The organism is Bifidobacterium sp. WK012_4_13 (genome assembly GCF_041080835.1).
Classification (GTDB): domain Bacteria; phylum Actinomycetota; class Actinomycetes; order Actinomycetales; family Bifidobacteriaceae; genus Bombiscardovia; species Bombiscardovia fermentum.
Genome location: NZ_CP129683.1, coordinates 1,393,348 through 1,412,591 on the forward strand (window position 1 = coordinate 1,393,348; position 19,244 = coordinate 1,412,591).

6 protein-coding genes are annotated in these 19,244 nt (G+C 55.6%); 1 reads left to right on the forward strand and 5 read right to left on the reverse strand.

The window, feature by feature from the left end:
• Positions 1 to 53: 53 nt before the first annotated feature.
• Positions 54 to 4,439: a SpaA isopeptide-forming pilin-related protein gene (locus tag QN062_RS05675; protein WP_369340879.1), complete on the reverse strand. Its 4,386-nt coding sequence runs from the start codon at positions 4,437 to 4,439 to the stop codon at positions 54 to 56.
• A gap of 791 nt (positions 4,440 to 5,230) precedes the next feature.
• Between QN062_RS05675 and QN062_RS05680 the strand changes: the two genes are divergently transcribed.
• Positions 5,231 to 6,958: a hypothetical protein gene (locus tag QN062_RS05680; RefSeq protein ID WP_369340880.1), complete on the forward strand. Its 1,728-nt coding sequence runs from the start codon at positions 5,231 to 5,233 to the stop codon at positions 6,956 to 6,958.
• Between the two features lie 246 nt (positions 6,959 to 7,204).
• Here QN062_RS05680 and QN062_RS05685 read toward each other — a convergent pair whose 3' ends face one another.
• The 4 genes from QN062_RS05685 to QN062_RS05700 all read right to left on the reverse strand — a co-directional run bounded on the left by QN062_RS05685 (position 7,205) and on the right by QN062_RS05700 (position 18,958).
• Positions 7,205 to 7,588: a hypothetical protein gene (locus QN062_RS05685; protein WP_369340881.1), complete on the reverse strand. Its 384-nt coding sequence runs from the start codon at positions 7,586 to 7,588 to the stop codon at positions 7,205 to 7,207.
• A 130-nt stretch (positions 7,589 to 7,718) separates the two neighbouring features.
• On the reverse strand, positions 7,719 to 8,339 hold the full coding sequence (locus QN062_RS05690; protein ID WP_369340882.1) for a Type 1 glutamine amidotransferase-like domain-containing protein: 621 nt from the start codon (positions 8,337 to 8,339) through the stop codon (positions 7,719 to 7,721).
• Positions 8,340 to 8,466: 127 nt separating this feature from the next.
• Positions 8,467 to 15,945, reverse strand: a complete 7,479-nt coding sequence (locus tag QN062_RS05695; RefSeq protein WP_369340883.1) for a glycoside hydrolase domain-containing protein — start codon at positions 15,943 to 15,945, stop codon at positions 8,467 to 8,469.
• 424 nt (positions 15,946 to 16,369) lie between these two features.
• A complete protein-coding gene (locus QN062_RS05700; protein ID WP_369340884.1) occupies positions 16,370 to 18,958 on the reverse strand; it encodes an excinuclease ABC subunit UvrA in 2,589 nt (862 codons plus the stop codon).
• Between the last annotated feature and the right edge of the window lie 286 nt (positions 18,959 to 19,244).

Consider the following 19,244-nt stretch of genomic DNA (forward strand, 5'->3'; position numbering starts at 1 on the left):
TCAGGCAATCCCTCATGCCGTGTCGTTCATCCGCGCGACAGTCTCTTTGACCGTCAGTGCTTTCTTGTCGAGTACCTCGACCTCGCCAAGACCGAGCCCAATCCAAGGAATGCAAGCACGACCGCAACGCCCGCCACACCTGCAATCGCGGTTCCTGTCTTTGCCAGTGGAGATTCGCCGGAGGATTGCTGTGCGCCTGCAGGAATCTTGTCGTTCTTGGCATTGACCGTCGCATCTATGCTCTTGACCTGCAACTCAATGGTGAACTTGAGCTTGGCGGCGTTCAACCTGTATCCCTTGGGAGACTGGGTTTCCTGGAAGTAATAGTCGCCGGGCTTCAAGCCATCGACCGTTACCTTGCCATCAGCGCCTGTCTTGAGACCGGACTGAATCTTCGTGCCGTCAGCCTTGTAGAGGCTGAACACAGCTCCAGCCAGCGTCTTGCCGGTCGCTCCATCGGTCTTGGTCAGGACGACAGACCCAGTGATCTCATCATTGGTCACGGAAACATTCGCAACCTTGGCAGTCGTCTGAAGATCCACCGTGAAGACCCACTTGGCGCCGCTCTTCACATAGCCAGCAGGAGCCTTGGTCTCAACGAAGTAATAGTCGCCAGGCTTCAAGCCATCGACCGTCACCGTACCATCCTCACCAGTCTTGACACCGGTCTGAATCTTGGTGCCATCAGCCTTGTACAGATCGAACGTTGCACCGGCAAGAACCTTGTTCGTATCGCTGTCGGTCTTCGTCAGCACCACCGAACCAGTCTTCTCTGCATTCGTTGCGGAGGCTGTGGCGACCTTTGCAGTGGTCTGAAGCTCGACCGTGAAGTTCAGCTTCGAATCATTGAGCACATAGCCAGCAGGAGCCGCAGTCTCGACGAAGTAATAGTCGCCGGGCTTCAAGCCATCGACCGTCACCGTGCCATCGGCGCCAGTCGTCAGACCCGTCTTGACCTCCGTGCCATCAGCCTTGTACAGATCGAACGTTGCACCGGCAAGAACCTTGTTCGTATCGCTGTCGGTCTTCGTCAGCACCACCGAACCAGTCTTCTCGGCGTTCGTGGCCGAAGCCGTCGCAACCGTCACAGGACTCTGGAACGCAATCGTGAACGGAACATGATCGCCGCTCAGCTCATAGCCAGCAGGAGCCGCCGTCTCGACGAAGTAATAGTCGCCAGGCAGCAGACCATCGACCGTCACCCTACCATCAGCGCCAGTCGTCACACCAGACTTCACCGGAGTGGCGCTGTCATTGGACGAATACACATCGAACACCGCACCAGCCAAAGGCTTGTTGGAATCACCATCGGTCTTCGTCAGCACGACCGAGCCGGTCGTTTCCTGATCCGAAACTGTGCACTTATTGGTGTTGCTGGAGGTATCAACCGAGCAGGTGACATCGCTTGGCGAAGAACTTGCGGCAGCGGTTGTGTACGACACGGTAAATGTCACGCCGTTCTTCAAATTGTCAGAGATGGTGTATCCCGCAGGAGCAGAGGTCTCGACAAGGATGTATTTGCCGGAAACCATGTTGCCCCAGGTCAGATTGCCATCGCTGTCCGTCGTGCCTGTCTTGAGAAGCGTGGCCTTCTGGCCATTGGAGTCGACGCTGTAGAGTGCGAAGGAAGCGTTCGACAGGGCAGCCTTGGTCTCGGCGTCGATCTTGTTGATCTCGATAGTGGTGTTCTTGCCGTCTGCCGAACCGTTGTTGTTATATACGGCAACGTTATTGGACTTGCTGGTCTGCGATTGCTCCAGATTGTCAGCGGAAATTGTCACCGAGTTGCTGACCGTATCATTCTTAAGCGGCGTGTTCACCAACGTGCGATATTGCAGGTCATATGCAGTATGAATCGTATTGCTGAAAGCAATGGTCAAGGTCTGTACGCCAGTCGCGGCCACTGTCTGCAGATCGACGGTGTAGTCCTTGCCGAGCGTAAGAGCTTTGCTGGTATCAGGAGTATATGTCTGCCCATCGGCGGAGACACTCACCGGATAGATCTTGATTGAACTCTGGTCGACGATCTGATTCGACGTTGGATTATCGACAATCTTCGCATTTTCCAAAGTGGACTGCGATTTATTGATCCAGACATTCCAATTCACATATGAGCTATCCGTGGAATCAGCGGTGCCAGACTTGTCAACATAGTTGCTGCCATTGGGAACGCTGATCGAAGCGTCAAGTTCGTTGTCGATCTTGTTATTGGTGTATGTTGCAGTGTTGCTTTCCTTCGTATCTGAAAGTACCTGATTGTCGAGACTCGTTTCGAACTGCAAGACGTATGCCTTGGTGCTGTCATCAGGAAGCTTTGCGGTCACCGTCTTGGAATCAGAATCAAAGCTCGGGCTGATCGAAGAGGTGACATCGCTGCCCAGGGAATATGATCCGTCGGCATTGATCGTTGCCTCGAACACCTTGGCGCTGTCAGGGACATAGGTCTGTGTGGAAGGAATCGGATCGGTGATCGACGCGTTGCTCAGCGTCCGTTGATTGTAATTTCCAACAACGGTCCAGGTGATGTCCTTGGTTGTCGCGTTATAGCTCCCCGACTTGCTTCCATCGTTTTGTGCACTGTCATTTGGGGAGAAGTCTGCCGAGCCGGTATTTGTATGCGTGGAGCCACTAGTGTCGGTCCACTGCGCTTCAGCGCTATTTTTCCAATCCTTATTGCTGGGCAAGTTCAGTGTGTCGAACGAAGTGTTGTAACTGAGGGTGTACCAATCTGGTGCGGACGTCTTCAAGTCACCAAGAAATTCGAGTGTGAATCCATCAGCAGTCGCCTTGACTTCATAGTCTGTACCATTGACGTAGGTAACGTTCTTATCTTTATCTTTAAGCACGAACGAACTCATGTCTACGGTGAGGCCCTCGGGGACTGTATCTGTCAATATCCAGTTGCTCATATTCTGACGAGCTTGGTTAATGTCAAAATGCCATGCAACCTGCTTGGTATTGTAATCAACGGATCCACGGGTTTTGGTGAGGCCCTGCTGTCCCAATGAGCCGGAGTTCGTGGTCTTCGTAACGTCATCGCTCGAAGCCGTATTGGTAATTCCATCCTTGTCGCTGTCATCAATCGCACCGCTGATGGTTGACTGATAGGCGATTTTTACGGCCTTGTCCAATCCATTGACGAAGGACACCGTCATCTGGTTGTGGTCTGCGTTATAGGCAATCGTGTAGTCTGCAGGATCAACCGTGCTTCCATCCGCATAGGTGAGCACAGGAGTTCCGGTGAACGTCCCCTTGTCGAGCGTATCGGTGATCACTGCATTGTCGGCCGACAGAGTCGCGTCCTGACCATTGTAGTCAATATGCCAGTTATATTTCTGGCTTCCGTCATTGTCCGCACCATCGAAGCTCTTGTCGAGGAACTTGCCATAATTTGCAGCCACTGATGCAGAGGCTGGCGAATCTTTCCCGTCATTGTTCAACGTGGCCGTGTTCTTGAATGTTTCGGTCCCGCCGTCCTTTGGCACCTTGGAGGTGTCGATATCGGACTTATATTCGATCTTGAACGCATCCCTTGTAGTAGCATACTTGCCAATGAACGTGACCTTGCCGGCGGCATCCACGGTATAGTCCGTGCCTTCTGTAAGGGCAGCTCCGGTTGACGTCACGTTGCCTTTCGTGTCAACGGTCACTGGGTATACGGCAACGCTTTTCAGCGTGGAAGCAACGGAATCCTCGGTTGAGCTCGGCATGGGGTCAGTGACCGTCGCGTTGGTCAGGGTCTGCAAGCTTGTATTGATGGTGACGTCCCATGTGATGCCCGTAGGGTTCTTGCCGTTCGTCTCTCCGTTCAGCGTTCCGGCCTTTGCGATGTCGGTGCCGCCAGTTGGCTGCACAAAGTATGGGATGGCAGGTTCGTTGCTCGTTGTGGGAATGTCGAAGCTCTGTTCACCTGTCGTCGTCTCTTGAGAAATCGAGGAACTGTATTCGAAGGTTCCAGAAACGTCGTCCACTCCGTCAACATTGTCATTGAAGGTGAAGGTCACATTGCCTGAGGCGTCAACGGTATAGGTGCCATAATCGCCAAGTTTTCCATTCGTGACGGTGTGATAGTCAATGTTCGCTGGCATCTTGAAGGTGAAGGTGTCGCCACCCTTCAGTCTGGTGCCGTCTGCCAACGGATCAGGAACGCTCCATGTATATTTAAAATCAACGTTGGTCCCAGCATTGACCTGCGATGAATCTACCTCATTGCCATTGGCATCGGTGAATGTCGCCTTTGCTGTGTCAATGATCGTTCCGTTCGAATCATCGGGAAGATTGGTGTTAATGGTGCCAGTTGTTACCCCTGGCGTCGTGTCATCTGCCAGTGCCGTTCCGCTTGAAGTCTGGAATACCACGAGCAATGTGGCCAAAGCCACCAGGAAAGTCACGATTCTCTTGACTATCCCTGTCTTCGCTAAATTTGAAGACTTTTTCATACATCCCCCTTGACCCTATCAATCCGGTCGGGGCCTTAGCCTTCGAGTATCGATAAGGTGTTTCTAACAATGAAGCCGGCCAGAAATGCCAGCGTCCCCCAGAAAGTAAAGAATAGCACAAATGGCACTTCAGAAAATTATATTTGTCAAGTGCCACTAGGCATTTTTCCGATGTCCATTTGGCATGGAAAGTCCATGCAATGCATGTTATCCCTCAGTCATCAGGGATACGCGTTGAACGATTCATCATAGGGAATGAGACATAGTTCACTATATTGATTGTCCGAAATGACCAATGGCAAGCTAGACTAGCTTGCATTTCATCATCTCCAAGTCCGAAAAAACGATTCAGCGCCTTGCACCTGCCCAGTCTTTCACACTCGTTGCCGTCCTTTCCGGGATGGTCGGTCACCTGACCGTGAATCATGCACATCACCCCTTTGCATGCAGCATGGCGATCGACATGCGTGTCAGACGGCAGGCCGGATGCGAATCGATGGGGCGGATTGAATCCGCATTGCTCGCCGCAGACGCATATCAGTCGAATAATCCACATGCAAAGAGTGTGGGAATGTTTGATGGGCCGGATGACCACCGTCATTTTTTCTGTTTGAATATCATGTGGTTGCGGATTGACTTCCTGAGTTGCACTGCACGACGAAAGGCTTGCGCGTATCGCTGACGTCTACTCCGATATGTCAGGGCTGTCGGATGAACCGCATACCAGCGGGCATTGGCACAGGAACCAATGGAATTCATGCCTCGCAACCATCGAGGATAGGGAGGACAGCGTGAGCACAGAGCCTCAGGGCTGGGGAGAGCAGCCACAGCCGTTGCACCCCGCAAGAGATTCCCGCCTGCTGACCATCGCTTCATCGAGCGCATGCCTGTTGCTCTCCATCGCACTGTTTCTGCTGTTCATCCCAACAAAAAGAGCGATCGCATACGAGGCGCATCATCTCGAACGTCTCGCCTCTGCGTCGTCTCGGATCATGGCTGCCCACCGTCTCCACGCAAGGACTCCGAACGAGCTCCAATATGCAGATGGGTACCACCCGATTGGCGAGGTGTCTGTTCCGAACATGCGGGACACGGACCATGTCGTCCGAATAGCCAAAAAGGGCGCAACCGATAAGTACGTCTGCTGGACGACCGGCACGAACCTGGAAACCTCACTTACCATGCCGGGAGCGAAGATCGACGGCATCAGCGGTTCGAGCGTGACGATCCCGCTGACCCTCAGACATTCCCCGCGAGTGCTGTGGGGAACCCCATACGTCGGCGACCACCATGTCATCAATGCTCTGGATGCCGGACTGGTAGCGAACGGAATCAGGAACAACACGACGCGGCTGAACCTGATTCTTGACATGCTGCCCACCTCGGTGGAGAAGACCCTGCTGTTCCCCGCAGGCCATTTCGCCTTCAGGGGAGTCATCAACATGGTCAGCAACATCACGATGCTCGGAATCAGAAATGAATCATTCGTCCAAATGCCCAAGGGGGTTCATGGCGGCATGGTCATCTGGTACCCGACAGGCGGTGCCACAGGATACGACGGAATGCATGATGTGACGTGGAGAAACATCACCTTCCGAGGTGAATACCATGACCTGATTCCGACGCAGACCATCTATCAGCCTCTTATTCACGCCAATCGCATCACTTACGATTCATGCACCTTCATGATGGTTCAGCGACCATTCGGACATCTTCTGGATGTCGATGGAAGTACCAATGTCACGGTTCGCAACAGTGTCGTGATTGGCTCGCCAAACCGCGGACAGACATTCAAGGAAGCATTCCAGATGGATGTCGCAGCCCTCGGTGCAAGCGGCTACTATGACAGACAGACCGTCTTTGACAATCTTCCGACCACCAATATGTCGATCATCCACAACCGATTCCTGCCGCTTCGCAGCAAGACGGGCCAGCTGCTGCTTCCGGCAGCGGATCCTTTCGGAACCCATATGGCATATGCAAGGACGACGGCACTCAGCAGCTATATTCGCCACGGCCTCTTTGCGAACAACTACGTCGAGGACCCCGCTGCCTTCGAGGGCGCTGGGGGATATAACAGCGCAGTCATACACTTTGACGCTGCCGACGACATCACCATCATCGGCAACACCTTCAAATGGACAGGCGAGACGCCCCAGCCGTCCTGGGGGGTGGCGTTCTACGCCCGCTCCCATCGGATGGTGAAGCCTTCCGGCTGGCGAGGCATCACCATATCGGATAATCTCTTCGAGAATTTCGCTCCCAGGCGAGGCGTGTTCGAGCTCTATCAGGAACGAAGCAGTATCGATGTTCCTGGCAGATCAGTCTCAGCCGTTCACATTCAGGGCAACCGCTTCAATGGAACGCCGGAGCGCCTTGCATACCTCTGGCTTCGGGATTATTCAAGACTATTCATTGCCACGCACGATCAGCGCATTCGTGGTCTAGACAACGTGGTGAACGGCACCATATATCTGGATTCCCACCCATCCACGAGATCGCGAGGAACCGTCGCCTAGCAAGCCCACGCAGGGTTCGGCGCAGCCGCCATTCCCGAGATCGATGCAACGCGCTGCCACGAATTCCCGGTTGGTTCGCCTGCGTGGACTGCTCGGCATCGGTGCCAGCCCCGGTGCAATGGCACAGCATTGCATTTCGCAGCATGATGGGGCGCGCAATCAATAACAGCATTGCGCGCCCCATCCATGAATTCTGATGCTTCGAATGACCGGATTCGCATTCAGACATGTCGAAGAACCGATGAATCAGTCAAGAATCTGCTGCACTGAATCGCGAATCTTGGAAGTCGCGCCATCAACCGCAGAGCCTGCGCTCCTGACGGTCTGATCGACGGCTGTGCCTGCATTGCTCAGCGTCTGATTCACCGCCTTGCGAACCTGCCTGTTCCCGCGATCTATGGTCTTCTGCCAATTGTCTGGAATCTCGACCTTCGCGTCACGGCAGTACTTGAAGTAGAAGAACAGAGCGATGCCCGCAAGCACCGCAATGATGCAGAACATCTTCAGATGCCCATGTCCCTGCTCTTCCTCATCACCCCAGCCATAGGTGTCAGCGTTCTGCTCGGACTCCTTGAAGTCATCCTCATCGTTGTGTTCAGTGGTCGTATCTATATTCTTGTCGCTTGCCATAGTCATCCCCCTTTAGCCCAAGGTTACTCCACACGCGAGCATTTCCCAGGTCCCACACCCTTGGAGCGATATTTTTGTGACATATTTCATTGAAAGGAATCACAGGGATCCACCGATCGAAGGAATCATTTCAGGCACCTATGATCCGCTCCGCCCCGTCCCGAATCTCGATGGCCTCATGATTTGAGATTCCCTGAAGGTCGTGGCTGCTCGAGTACTCATCCTGAATAGCCTTCGCAGCTGCCTTGAATGGAAAGTTGCCCACATGAGGCACCAGATAGAAGTCAAGAACGCCAAGTCCCGTATAGTCCCCGGCGAGCTCGGGAGCGGCATCCGTGGAATCCATATGGGAGATGTATCCGATGTCAGGAGCAAGGATCACCGAACCTGCTGACGCACCAATATAGGTTTTCCCAGCATCGATGTGATCGACGATGGCCTTGTCCGCTTCACTGCGACGCAATTCCTGAAGCAGATAGAACGTATTTCCCCCAGTTATCACAACATAGTCGCTCTGCCCGATGCATCTACGGATCTCCTGCGGGCTGGCGGTCGAGACTTCAAGGTCAGCAACGCGAATACCCAAGGATTTCAAAGCCGATCGATCCGCATTGACATAATGCCTCACCTTCTGCCTTGAACTCGCAGTCGGTATCAGACACGCCTTTTTACCAGTGCAGTCACCTCGGGCAAAATCATGGAATCTGGCGGCCATCGGTGCAAACATCGAAGTTAGAAAAAGCGTATGCATGCGTCCTCCATCTGACTCAGACCATCCTATTACTTCCAATGCAGTGACGTGTGACAATCAGCCCACGTCTGAATAACGAACGTGGGCTGATTGGCGATTGACATTCAGTGCAAGGCACCGATTCGGTTCAGTCTCTTCCAGCTCGTGATCTGCCTGAGAATCTCAATGCCGCTCCCAGCGCTCCGAGAAGCATCGCAAGGGCAATGATGATGGCGAGTGGGCTTCCCGTCGTGGCCAAATCGGCATTCTCACTTGCGGACTTGCGTGAGGCATCCGATCCAGGCTCTCCGACCTTGCCTGCCAGACCGCCAGCCTGAGACCCAGCCATTCCCGTATTGGAACCGAACGATCCGCTGCCTGGCTGCGAACCCGAATTCGAACCTGCGCCTGTGCCACCTTGAGAACCCGATGACGACCCGCCTGCCGTTCCTGTCCCCGTTCCCGAGTGCGACCCCGAACCGGAATCGTCGCCACCGGAGTTGCTCCCAGCCACTATGGAGAAACCGACTGAAGCGGACCAGTCTCCCGCGCCCTTTGCATTGCGTGCACGCACCTCGACAGTGTGCCGGCCTTTGGAAAGATTGCCTATCACGAGCGAAAGCTGGCTTGCATTGGTCTGCAACGGGGTCTTTCCCCCATCGATGCGGACATCATAGCCAGATATCGCGGAGTATCCGTCCTTCTCCGGTACCTTCCATGAAACCGTGACCTCGTTTCCCTTGCTCTTGGCGCTCACTCCCTCCGGAATGCCTGGAATGGTGACATCCGAGAGAAGAATCAGCGCATTCTCCGCTCCGACCAAGGTCCGATCCGCCGCATTCAAGGCATCGTCAGACGACGTGCTGATTCCAGACACATTCCTTGCGTTGGACAGCGCGTCATCGAACACCTTCCAGGTGTCCGCAGTGTATTGAGCCGAGTCGAGATCAGCTGCATCCGCTATATCGTATTCCAACTGCAGCCGTGCCTTCGGAATCAATTGCCGAATCGCTGCCTTCATCTGGTATGTCGCCTCGTCAACATCCGCCTGCGTCGCCACCGAGTTGGACACGGTCGCCTGCGACGCGGCAAGGACCTTTGCGAATGCGGCGTAGTCGACATCCGTGTACCGAGCCTTGTCCTTGACATATTGCTGCGCCGAATCAAGCTGCTGATTGAGTGCGGTCACGTCAAGCGTCGCCGGCTTCTCCGAGAATGCCAGGCTGTCGATGTTGGCAACGTAAGGATGGCTGCTGTCCGCAGTGGTGACCAGCTTGAGATACACGGTGTGCGTTCCTGTTATCGAGCTTGGAAGATCCACCGTCGTGGAGCCCTCGGTGTACCAATCGCTTCCGGTCGCAGGCAGTGCGATGGTGGCGAATGGCGTTCCCAGATCACTTTCCGAGGCCGCATCGAGATACATTTCGATACTTGAATTCGTCCCGCATCGATTGCTGTTGTTGACATAGTTCACCGTCAGCCGCTGCAGGGCGGAGGAACCGAAGTCGACGTCGTCGTATCTCAGCCAGTCGCCGTTGCTGGTCCCCTTCAGAACCGTCTGCGACTTTCCAGTGTTGCTCATCGTATCGGTTTCGACACCAAGATTCGTACCACCACCCTTGTCTTGGAAGGATTCGGCTTCAAGCGTCTTGGTCGCTGAGCTGTCGTCCGTCTGCGTCCCAAATCGGAAGTAGTCGAAGTTCGATGCCCACGTGCGCCCAGAAGGAGCATGGAACACGAACGAGACCGTTCCCGCTGCGGCGAGCTTTGCGAGCGCATCGGCGCTCAGTTCGGTTTCGACACTCGCATACTTGTCGTATCCGCCGGTTCCTTGCAGATCGACGGTCGCTACGACCGGGCTGTCCTTGTCCCCTGCATGGACTTCGACGGTGCTTGGCGTATCGCTCGCCGCATAGTTCGCGGCATATCGAACCGTGATCTGCGTCGTTTTGCCAGTCTTCGCGGCTGCGACAAGCGAATCGAAGTCCATGTCATTGTATTGGATCCAGGCACCGTCAGCGACGCCTCCCAGATCACCATCCGAGTAATATGCTTCGTTCTTCAGGTCACCGCCAGACCACGCATCGCTGCTCTCAGCCTGCAGGGTGCGCAACGCGGATCCATGTATCGCCAACGCGGATGCTGCGGATTGCAGCTTCTCGCCGGCCGACTGCACGTCGCTGGAGGTTGCGGCTGCGTCGGCGAGCACCTTCTGCGCCTGCTTCAGGGCATCGGAGAAGGCTTGATGGCTTTTGGTCGTGAAACTGACATCCTGTTCGATCTTCAAGTCATCGACGATGCCCTGCAGATCGAGCTTCTCCTTGCTGGTGATGTCGATGCTCAGCGGTTCCTGCACGCTCAGGCCTGGGCCGGAGAGCGATGAGGAAAGCGCTCCGTCCGAGAATGCGGCATCTGTCAACCCGATGTGGAAGTTCGTGGCTGCCTCGACGGTTCCATCGAGCTGCACAGTCAAGCTGTGATCGCCGGTGATCCGGGCCGTGACCTTCACTGTCCCAGGCAGACCGACAACGGTCATGGCACCGCTTGACAGCGGATCTTCGCGCACGACTTGACTCGTGGCGAATGCTATGCCGTTGGGCAGCGTGAAGTTGAACGAGCCCTTGATCCTACCCGTTTCATCGGTGGTTATCGATGTCTTGTCAACCATTGCACGGTATGTCGATTCGTATGCTCCCGTGCTGGTTGGATCGCTCAGCGAATATGCCGCCGCACCATTCGAACCCCAATCCGACGCGGTCGACTGCATGTCGAAGGACAGGCTTCCACCTGCAAGCAGTTCACTGTAATCCACCCAGGTGTTGTTGTAGGCCTTTCCGTTCAGTGTGGCTCCACCAATGTAATAGTTGGACGAGGAGGCGCCCTTCGCATTGATGGTGAAGCTTCGACCATCGCTTTGCTTGATCTTCACGCTGTCAAAGAATGGGCTTCCGATCTGATACTGCGACGATCCCGCTGTCACGGGGAACAGCCCGATGGCAGAGGCGACGAAGGTCGCCGACATCGTGCCTGCATCATTGTCCATCGTCGGCAGGAATCCCTGCGGCGACAGCTTATAGACGCTGGCCTTTATCGGTGGCGTGAATTCGCCATTGCTGCTCGAATACTCATCGGTGCTGCCAGTTGCAATGTATCGGTTCCACGAGGGCTCGGTGAATATCTGACGCACCCATTTCTGCGTGCTGCTCGCCTGACCTACGTAATTGAACAGGTATTCCGTCTGCAGATCCACCTCATTGGTATTGGAATGCAGGATGCTGGAAGGATCGTCATTGCCGTCTTCGCCGAACATGTGGTGGAGGGCATCGGTCATTGCGGTCTTGCCACCCATGGCAGTCTGAAGACCTGCCATGTCATAGGCGTCATACCAATTGTATTGCCACAGCGTTCCTTGATATGCGTTTGCTGCCTGGAACTGTTCGAGATCGTCGTTCGCGAATGCACCCGAGCTGTTCTTCGACGATAGGACGTTCACCTTGGTCCCATCAGCCGCAGTCCACGCATCTTCCTTGTATTGGTTCGCAAGGGGAAGTGCCGCGAGCTGCGCATAGTTCTTGGCGTCATCAGCCTTGTTCAGCCGCGTGGCAATGATCGACATCGCCCAGTCGTCGTAACCGCGCTGCAGCGAGTCAGTCGGGTGATCGGCGATATAGCCCGCCTTCAACTCATCGGCGGTGTAGCTGCCGACAAGTCGCTGCAATGCAGGATACGCCTGCGACAGATTTTCGAAACCTGTGTATCCCTTTGATATGGCATCCGCGATGATAACCGCGGAGCGTTCGAAACGGACCGTTGGCACGGACTGCATCAGATCTCCCGGCAGCTTGGTATCGCTTGCGGCCTGCGTGTCCGCGAAGATATTGATGAGCGACTGTGCCATGTCTCGATAGATTTCAGGGTAGAGATACGCGATGACCGAGAATTTTCGGAAGTCGTCCCAGCCTGACCACCCATCATATTCCGTATAGCCATTGGCCTTATGCACAACGCCGTCGACTCCTCGATATGTTCCCGATGTGCTGGTCGCGTTGACCGGCACAGCAAGCGTACTGTACAGATGCGTATAGAAGAGGCGTTTGAGCGTGCCGTCAGGGTCATTGGTCGACGATGCCGTGACGTCGATGCGCGAGAGCAGGCTCTCCCAACTGTCTGCAGTATTCTGGCGCACCTGGGTGAAGGTGCTCGATCCGACCTCTGCCTTCTGGTCTGTCTTTGCCTGCGCTGCACTTATCGGGGACAGCGTGATGCGCAGATCGACCGGCTTGCCTGTCGACGTGCCGAAGTTAAGTACGGCGCCCGTATCCACACCGGATTGCTCCGTTGCGGAACTCGAATCGGCGATGTCTTGGAGAGAGCCGCCATCTCCCCAGGTCTGCACCGAATCGACCGGCTGATCGGTCGTCGCATAATAATACAGCGTGTAGTTCGGACCGTTGAACGAACCTTCAACCTTGCCGGATATGGCAATCGTGCCGTCATCGAGCTTCTGCACGCTCAGCGAGGATGCGATGCGCGAGGTGAAGTTATTCTTCAGGTCGAACACCACTGACTGGCGCTGACCTTGGGGGAAGGTGTATTCGTGCATTGCCGTCCGCGTCGTCGCAGTCACCTGTGCATTGATGTATCCATCGGCTTGCTTGAAGTCCGAGTCGGTTCCTGAGCTGGAACGCAGATCGACGGAATAGTATCCCGGCGTTGCGCTTTCCTTGTCATGCGAGAAGGAGTGGGCATACGATGCCGTCGCAGGACGCTTGGTATATGAAACCGATGTCGGAACGACCAAGATGTCTCCGCCGCCACCCGATCCGCCGACTCCGTCAAGATTGTCATTCGTGAAGCCGGATATCTGCGTCGACGAATAGTTATACCCCGTGTGGTTGCGGTTGGAGGTGCTCAGAGGATTCACCTTTGCCAATCCATTCGGCGCCTCGGCTCCAGGCATGTCATTGCCATCGTCATCGGCTGTCGATACGAATGGGTCCACATACTGAGACATTGCACCGACCTGAACCGCCTCCTTCAACTTCACGACATAAGTATGGGAACTCGATCCATCAGCTGCGGTCACCACGATGGTCACTGCGCCGCCGCTGACCGAGGTCTTCACCGTAGCCTTCGAATTCGCCGTGGTCGCCTTGACGTCGTCTGCCGTTATGCCTGCAGCGCCGTTGACCTCGATGGTTGTGCCATCGCTGCTTGACGCCTCATCCACGTCTGCTGAAACGCCCTTGACCTGAATCGAAGACAGAGCCACATTCGTGGAAGGCAGCTCCTCGACCGTGACCGAGCCGTCTGCGTTCACCGTTACATGCGCGCTGAGGGCGGCGGCAAGATTGATGCGTTCCCAGCTTGCCTCATTCTCATTGGAACGATCGAGTGGATACCCCGAATCCAATGAGGTCTGCTCGATAATCGACTTGCGTTGCGCATCGCTCAGATTGGGGTACTTGGTAATCAGCAGATCCTCGGCACCGGTCGGAATGATCAGGGAAGCCCCACTCGCCTGAACCTGGGGGAAACCATAGGTAAGCCTGTCCGTGTACGTCGACGTCGCCTGCGTGTCCGTCGCGACATCACCGGCGCACGATGCGATCGAATCGCCATACCCTGCGATCCTGCACTGGCCCAGCAGCACCGATTCCATCTCCTGATGGGCCTCTTGGAAGAGCTTCTGGAATTCAGGATCGCTCCAACGGTATCCGATCATGGCCTGCGCTCCCATGCGGCCTCCCATGACATCGATCGGGTAGTGGAAACCGAGCACGATTCGATTGTTGCCATATTCCGAGGTGCGTTGAAGCATCTGAGGCGCCAGTTCAGACAGCAGAGTCGCCAGAGTGGTTCCGGCAACATAGCCCGCCGTGGTGTGTCCGCTCGGGAATGAGTCGTTCGAGAAGCCATAGCCGATATTCTTCTCATCGATGCGACCGATCAGCCGCTGATACGGTCTGGCCTCCTTATATTCGTTCTTTGCGGCGTCATGGCCGTCGATGCCGCTCGTGACCATGGCAAGCACCTGCGCCGTCTTGGGCAGCTTGCCTGAAGACATGGCCTTGAGATAAAGACTGCCTAGATTCGTCCCATATGCGTCACTCATGGTCTGGACCGGCGAATTATTCGCATCGTTTATGGCCTTGTCGACCTGTGCGGTCGATGCGGTGTTATTTATTTGGACGATCTTCTTATCGTTCAGCGCTGTAAGCTTTTCACCGGGTTCAACCGTCTTGCCGCTCCAGACGCTCGGCGAGTCACTCAAATCGGTATAGCCCTTGAGCAGATCGACCCAATAGTCCTTCCCATCTGATGTCGCTGGCCAGGTACTCGAAGAATATTGAGCCGTGTATTCCGAATTCGTGTATGAGAATGACAGATAGTCAGAAGTCGCATAGAGCTGCGGCATGTCAAAATAGGCATCCGAGCTTGTGCCATTGCATTGATGGACCTCCACTGCAATGACATTGTCGCCGGCTTTCAAGACCGAGGCCGGAATGCTGAATAGGGCGGTCTGCGGATCCTCGCCCCCACCGAAGTTCAGAGGGGTGGTGTTCGAATCGACGTCGCCGTCATTGAAACCGGCGACTCGAGTGCCGTTGACATAGACCGTCGCTGTGTCGTCAAAGGTTATCTGTCCGATCAGGCCACCGATGCTGGCAAGTTGGGTGGAATCGAGGGCGAAGCTACGCTTGAAGAAATAGGCGGGGACGATTCCGTCAGCGCCGAGATAACGCTTGATGACCGTATTCGCGGTGAATCCGTCTCCAAGGTCTGCGGTATCGCTGTTATTGCTGTTCTTCACGCCGAAGGAAGCGGTTCCGCTCTTCCAGCCCGCCGAGGCGTCTGCATCGGAAACGCTGGTCGTCCACGACGTGCGATCACTCGCACCATGCGTCGGATCGCTCGTCGACTTCGTCGAATCCGTGGTGTCCCAGTATTCCCAATCCTCGGATTGCAGACCTGAGACATCCATTCCCTGCTGCTGGCCAACGAGGGTCCAGTCGGCCATCTGAAGCTGGTTGGTGCTGGTGCCGTCACTTTTATCGGTGATTCTCAGCTGGTAGTACTTGTATGCCTGGGGCTTGGCTATCGGGAATCCCCTGACCTGGTGGCGGTCGGAGAAGCTTTGACCGCTCTGTGAATCGAGCTGCTTCCATGAGGACGACGAAGCGTCCGCCGCCGCGGCATCGTCGTTGCTTCCGAGGACCGTCCAGCTTTTTGGATCCCTGTTCTGAGAGTCATTTCCCGATGTGATGGTGTATCCGTATGCCGAAGACGCCTTGCTCAGCGAATAGATCACATATACCGGCGATGCCGAAGTCGGGGCGGCCTCGCCCTCATACCACTTGGTGCTTTCGTCGTTGTCCTTGACCTGCGAGACCGATTCCGAACCCGATCCCGCATGGTTGGAGCTTGCAGTCGAAACGAGCTCCTGTATGGATGTGGATGAGGCATCCTTCAATGAATCCGCCGTTTGGCTCAACGCATTCTGAGCCGTCGTCTGCGTGGACGACGTATCGTCTGCGGCCATTGCCGATGCTGGCATACCTGCAAAGAAAGTTCCTATCGTTGCAATCATCGCAACGCATAGCATGCCTGTTCGTGAATGTTTCATGCTTCCCCTCACACCTCAAACCGATCGAATTCAATCAGCGAATCCCCTGATCCGGTAAAACCCCAGATAAGGCTATAGGAAGACACTCTTGAATCGACGACTTGCAGATGAAAGGAGGGATAAGGGAACATGAAGTTTAGGTAAACACATGATAGCGCTTACAGAATTGATGCTTTTTTAACATGAACCAGTTACATATCTATGTGTAAGCGCTTTCAATCGTACTTCGATCACAGACTTCTTGCTTCACATGATCCAAGCCATGATGCCAAGTCGCAGTCGAGATTCCGAGTTTTGCGGCCGACATGAACAACCCCTGCTCATCTCTGGCTATTTCCCGGTCACATTTCATGGATTTGAGATCCGTCTGCCCAGAATCTGCCGCAAAACTCGGGGTCGATGAAAAACCGCCGCGCTTTGGGAATCATCGCTCCTCGGCATTGGATGGGCTGGCTGCGAGATGCCTGCGAAGATACGTTCCCGTGACGCTCCGGGGATTTGCGGCTATCTCCTCGGGCGTACCGGTTGCGACGATGCGGCCGCCGGCCTCTCCGCCGCCAGGTCCCATATCGATCACATAATCCGCATTCGCAATCATGTCAAGATCATGTTCGACGAAGACGACCGTTGCCCCCTTGTCGACCAGTCTCTGCAACACCGCCAGCAGCGTGCGCACATCGAGCGGGTGCAGGCCTGTCGTCGGTTCATCGAGCACGAACATCGTGCTCGCGTGCCTCTTGCCCAATTCATTGGCCAGCTTGAGCCGCTGGGCCTCTCCGCCGGAGAGCGATGGCGTATCTTCCCCAAGCTTCACATAGCCCAGACCGAGGTCCTCAAGCGTGCCCAGAGCCTTGCGAATGCGGCGAAGGAGCGCATCGGAAACATGGTCATCCACGATCGGTCGAGCAGCGAACGATTCCGCCAGCTCGTCCACGCCCATATCGAGCAGCTGAGGCAAGGTGCATCCGGGTTCCTGACGGTCCGCGCCAAGATGCAGATGGACCTTATCGATGTCATCCCTGTAGCGCGACCCGCCGCACGCGGGGCAGGTAATCGTTACGTCCGGCAGGAATTGCACGTCGAGGCTTATCTGGCCTGTGCCATCGCATTGCGCGCATCTCAGCGATCCAGTGTTGTATGAGAAGTCGGAAGGTCCATATCCCAGTTCGCGGGAATCATCGGTTGCTGCGAACGCACGCCGCAGCATACCCATGATGCCCGTATAGGTCGCGACCGTCGAGCGCACATTGATGCCGATAGGCGTCGAATCGACCACGCGAACGCGCGTTATTCCCGCATGCTCCAGCTCACGCACATGCTCCGGCAGCTTCTCGCCATCAGCGATTGCCTGCAGGCCCGGAACCAGCGATTCAAGCACCATCGTGGTCTTGCCGGAACCCGATACGCCGGTCACGGCAGTCATCCTGCCCTTCGGCATCCGCACATCCAAGGCATGCACCGTATGCAGCGGACTGGTTGTCATATGCACGCATTCCCGGTCATGCAGATGAGAAGGATTTCGGACACGGCACAGCACTGGCTCTGAGCCGTTCAGAAAGCCACCGATTCGGGAACTCGGACTGGCGGCGACTTCACTCGGCGTCCCTTGGCTGATGACCCTTCCACCAAGTCTCCCCGCACCCGGACCCATTTCAATCAGGTGGTCGACATTCCTGAGCACGCCGACATCATGATCTACCAAAACGACCGAATTGCCATCTGCCAGCAAATCGCGCATCACACCCATCAATCCCTCGACGTTGCTGGGATGCAAGCCCGTCGATGGCTCATCAAGCACATACAGCACTCCTGTGGTCTCGTTTCGCACGGCCCTGGAGAGCTGCGCCCGCTGACGCTCACCGGTTGAAAGCGAGGCACTGGAGCGGTCGAGGGACAGGTATCCAAGTCCCAGCTGCACAAGCCTTCTGCTCATCAGCATGAAGGCTTCGACAAGGTCATCCGCCATGGCACGCATGTCCTCCGGCAAAAGGGCGGGCACCGTCTGCACCCATCCCTGCACCTTCAGCAATGGCCACGAAGTCACCTCCGCCAATCCGCTTCCCTCGATCCGAGGTGCGCGGGCCGCATCAGACAGTCTTGTTCCATCGCAGGCAGGGCATCGGCGTTCAACCACAAACTTTGAGACCTTTGCCAGACGCTTCTCGTCATTGGCGCGCCTGAGCTCGTCCAAAACCGTGAGCCGTGCGTTGCGGAAGGTGAAATCCAATTCATGGACGCCTTTCACCGAAGTGAAGGTGATGTGCTTCTTCTCTTCAGGACCATTGAAGACGATGTCCTTTTCACGCTTCGTCAGCTGATTCCATGGCACGTCGATGCGAACGCCGAACTCACGCACGATGGCCGGCTGCACGTTGAACCCGAAGGTTCGCCAGGGAACGACCGCACCTTCATCGATGGTCATCGTCTCGTCGGGAACAATCGTGGAGTCATCGATCTCCCGCACGATTCCCGTACCCTGGCATTTCGGGCAGGCTCCCAGGGAGTTGAATGCCAGCTCCTCTGCACTCGGAGCGTGCATGGCAGCACCGCACACCTCGCAGTTGAATGGAATCTCGGCGGCGACATTCAGCGTCGGCTTGTTGTAGTGTCCATTCGGGCAACGATGCGATGCCAGACGCGAAAACATCAGTCGCAAAACGTTCAGCAGCTCGGTGGATGTCCCGAACGTCGACCTCACGCCGCCGATGCCCGGTCTCTGCCGCAGAGCCAAAGCCGGGGGAATATATCTGACGGAATCCACCTGAGACCTCGCGGCCTGCGTCATCCTTCTGCGCGTATAGGTCGACAGGGCATCGAGATACCGTCTCGACCCCTCCGCGTAGAGGATGCCCAGAGCCAACGACGATTTCCCAGAACCCGACACCCCAGCGATTCCGACAAGTCGGTGAAGGGGAACCGAAAGACTGACGCTGTTCAGATTATGGTTGCGAGCGCCTCGTATCTCAATCGCGGATGGAATGCCGCTCCCACCAGATTCGTTCGATTCTGTCATGTTCCGATCAACTTCTTGCCTGTCCTCGAAGATGTGGCGCGCATTTCAATCCACACGCCAATAGAATCCACTGTGCCCAGTCACAGAGACAAAGACAGCCCCATCGGGGCGCAGCATCGCAGAGGGGAATGCGCATGTCGCATGAGTCCGCGGCCGCATTCCCGATTCCAGTGACTCATGCCTCAGATGGCCCTGATCAAGCGGCATCGTCCTTCACCCATTCACTCCCAATCTCAAAGGCTGCAGGAAAACTGACGTGCCAACTTCGCCGTTGGCAAATAAATGT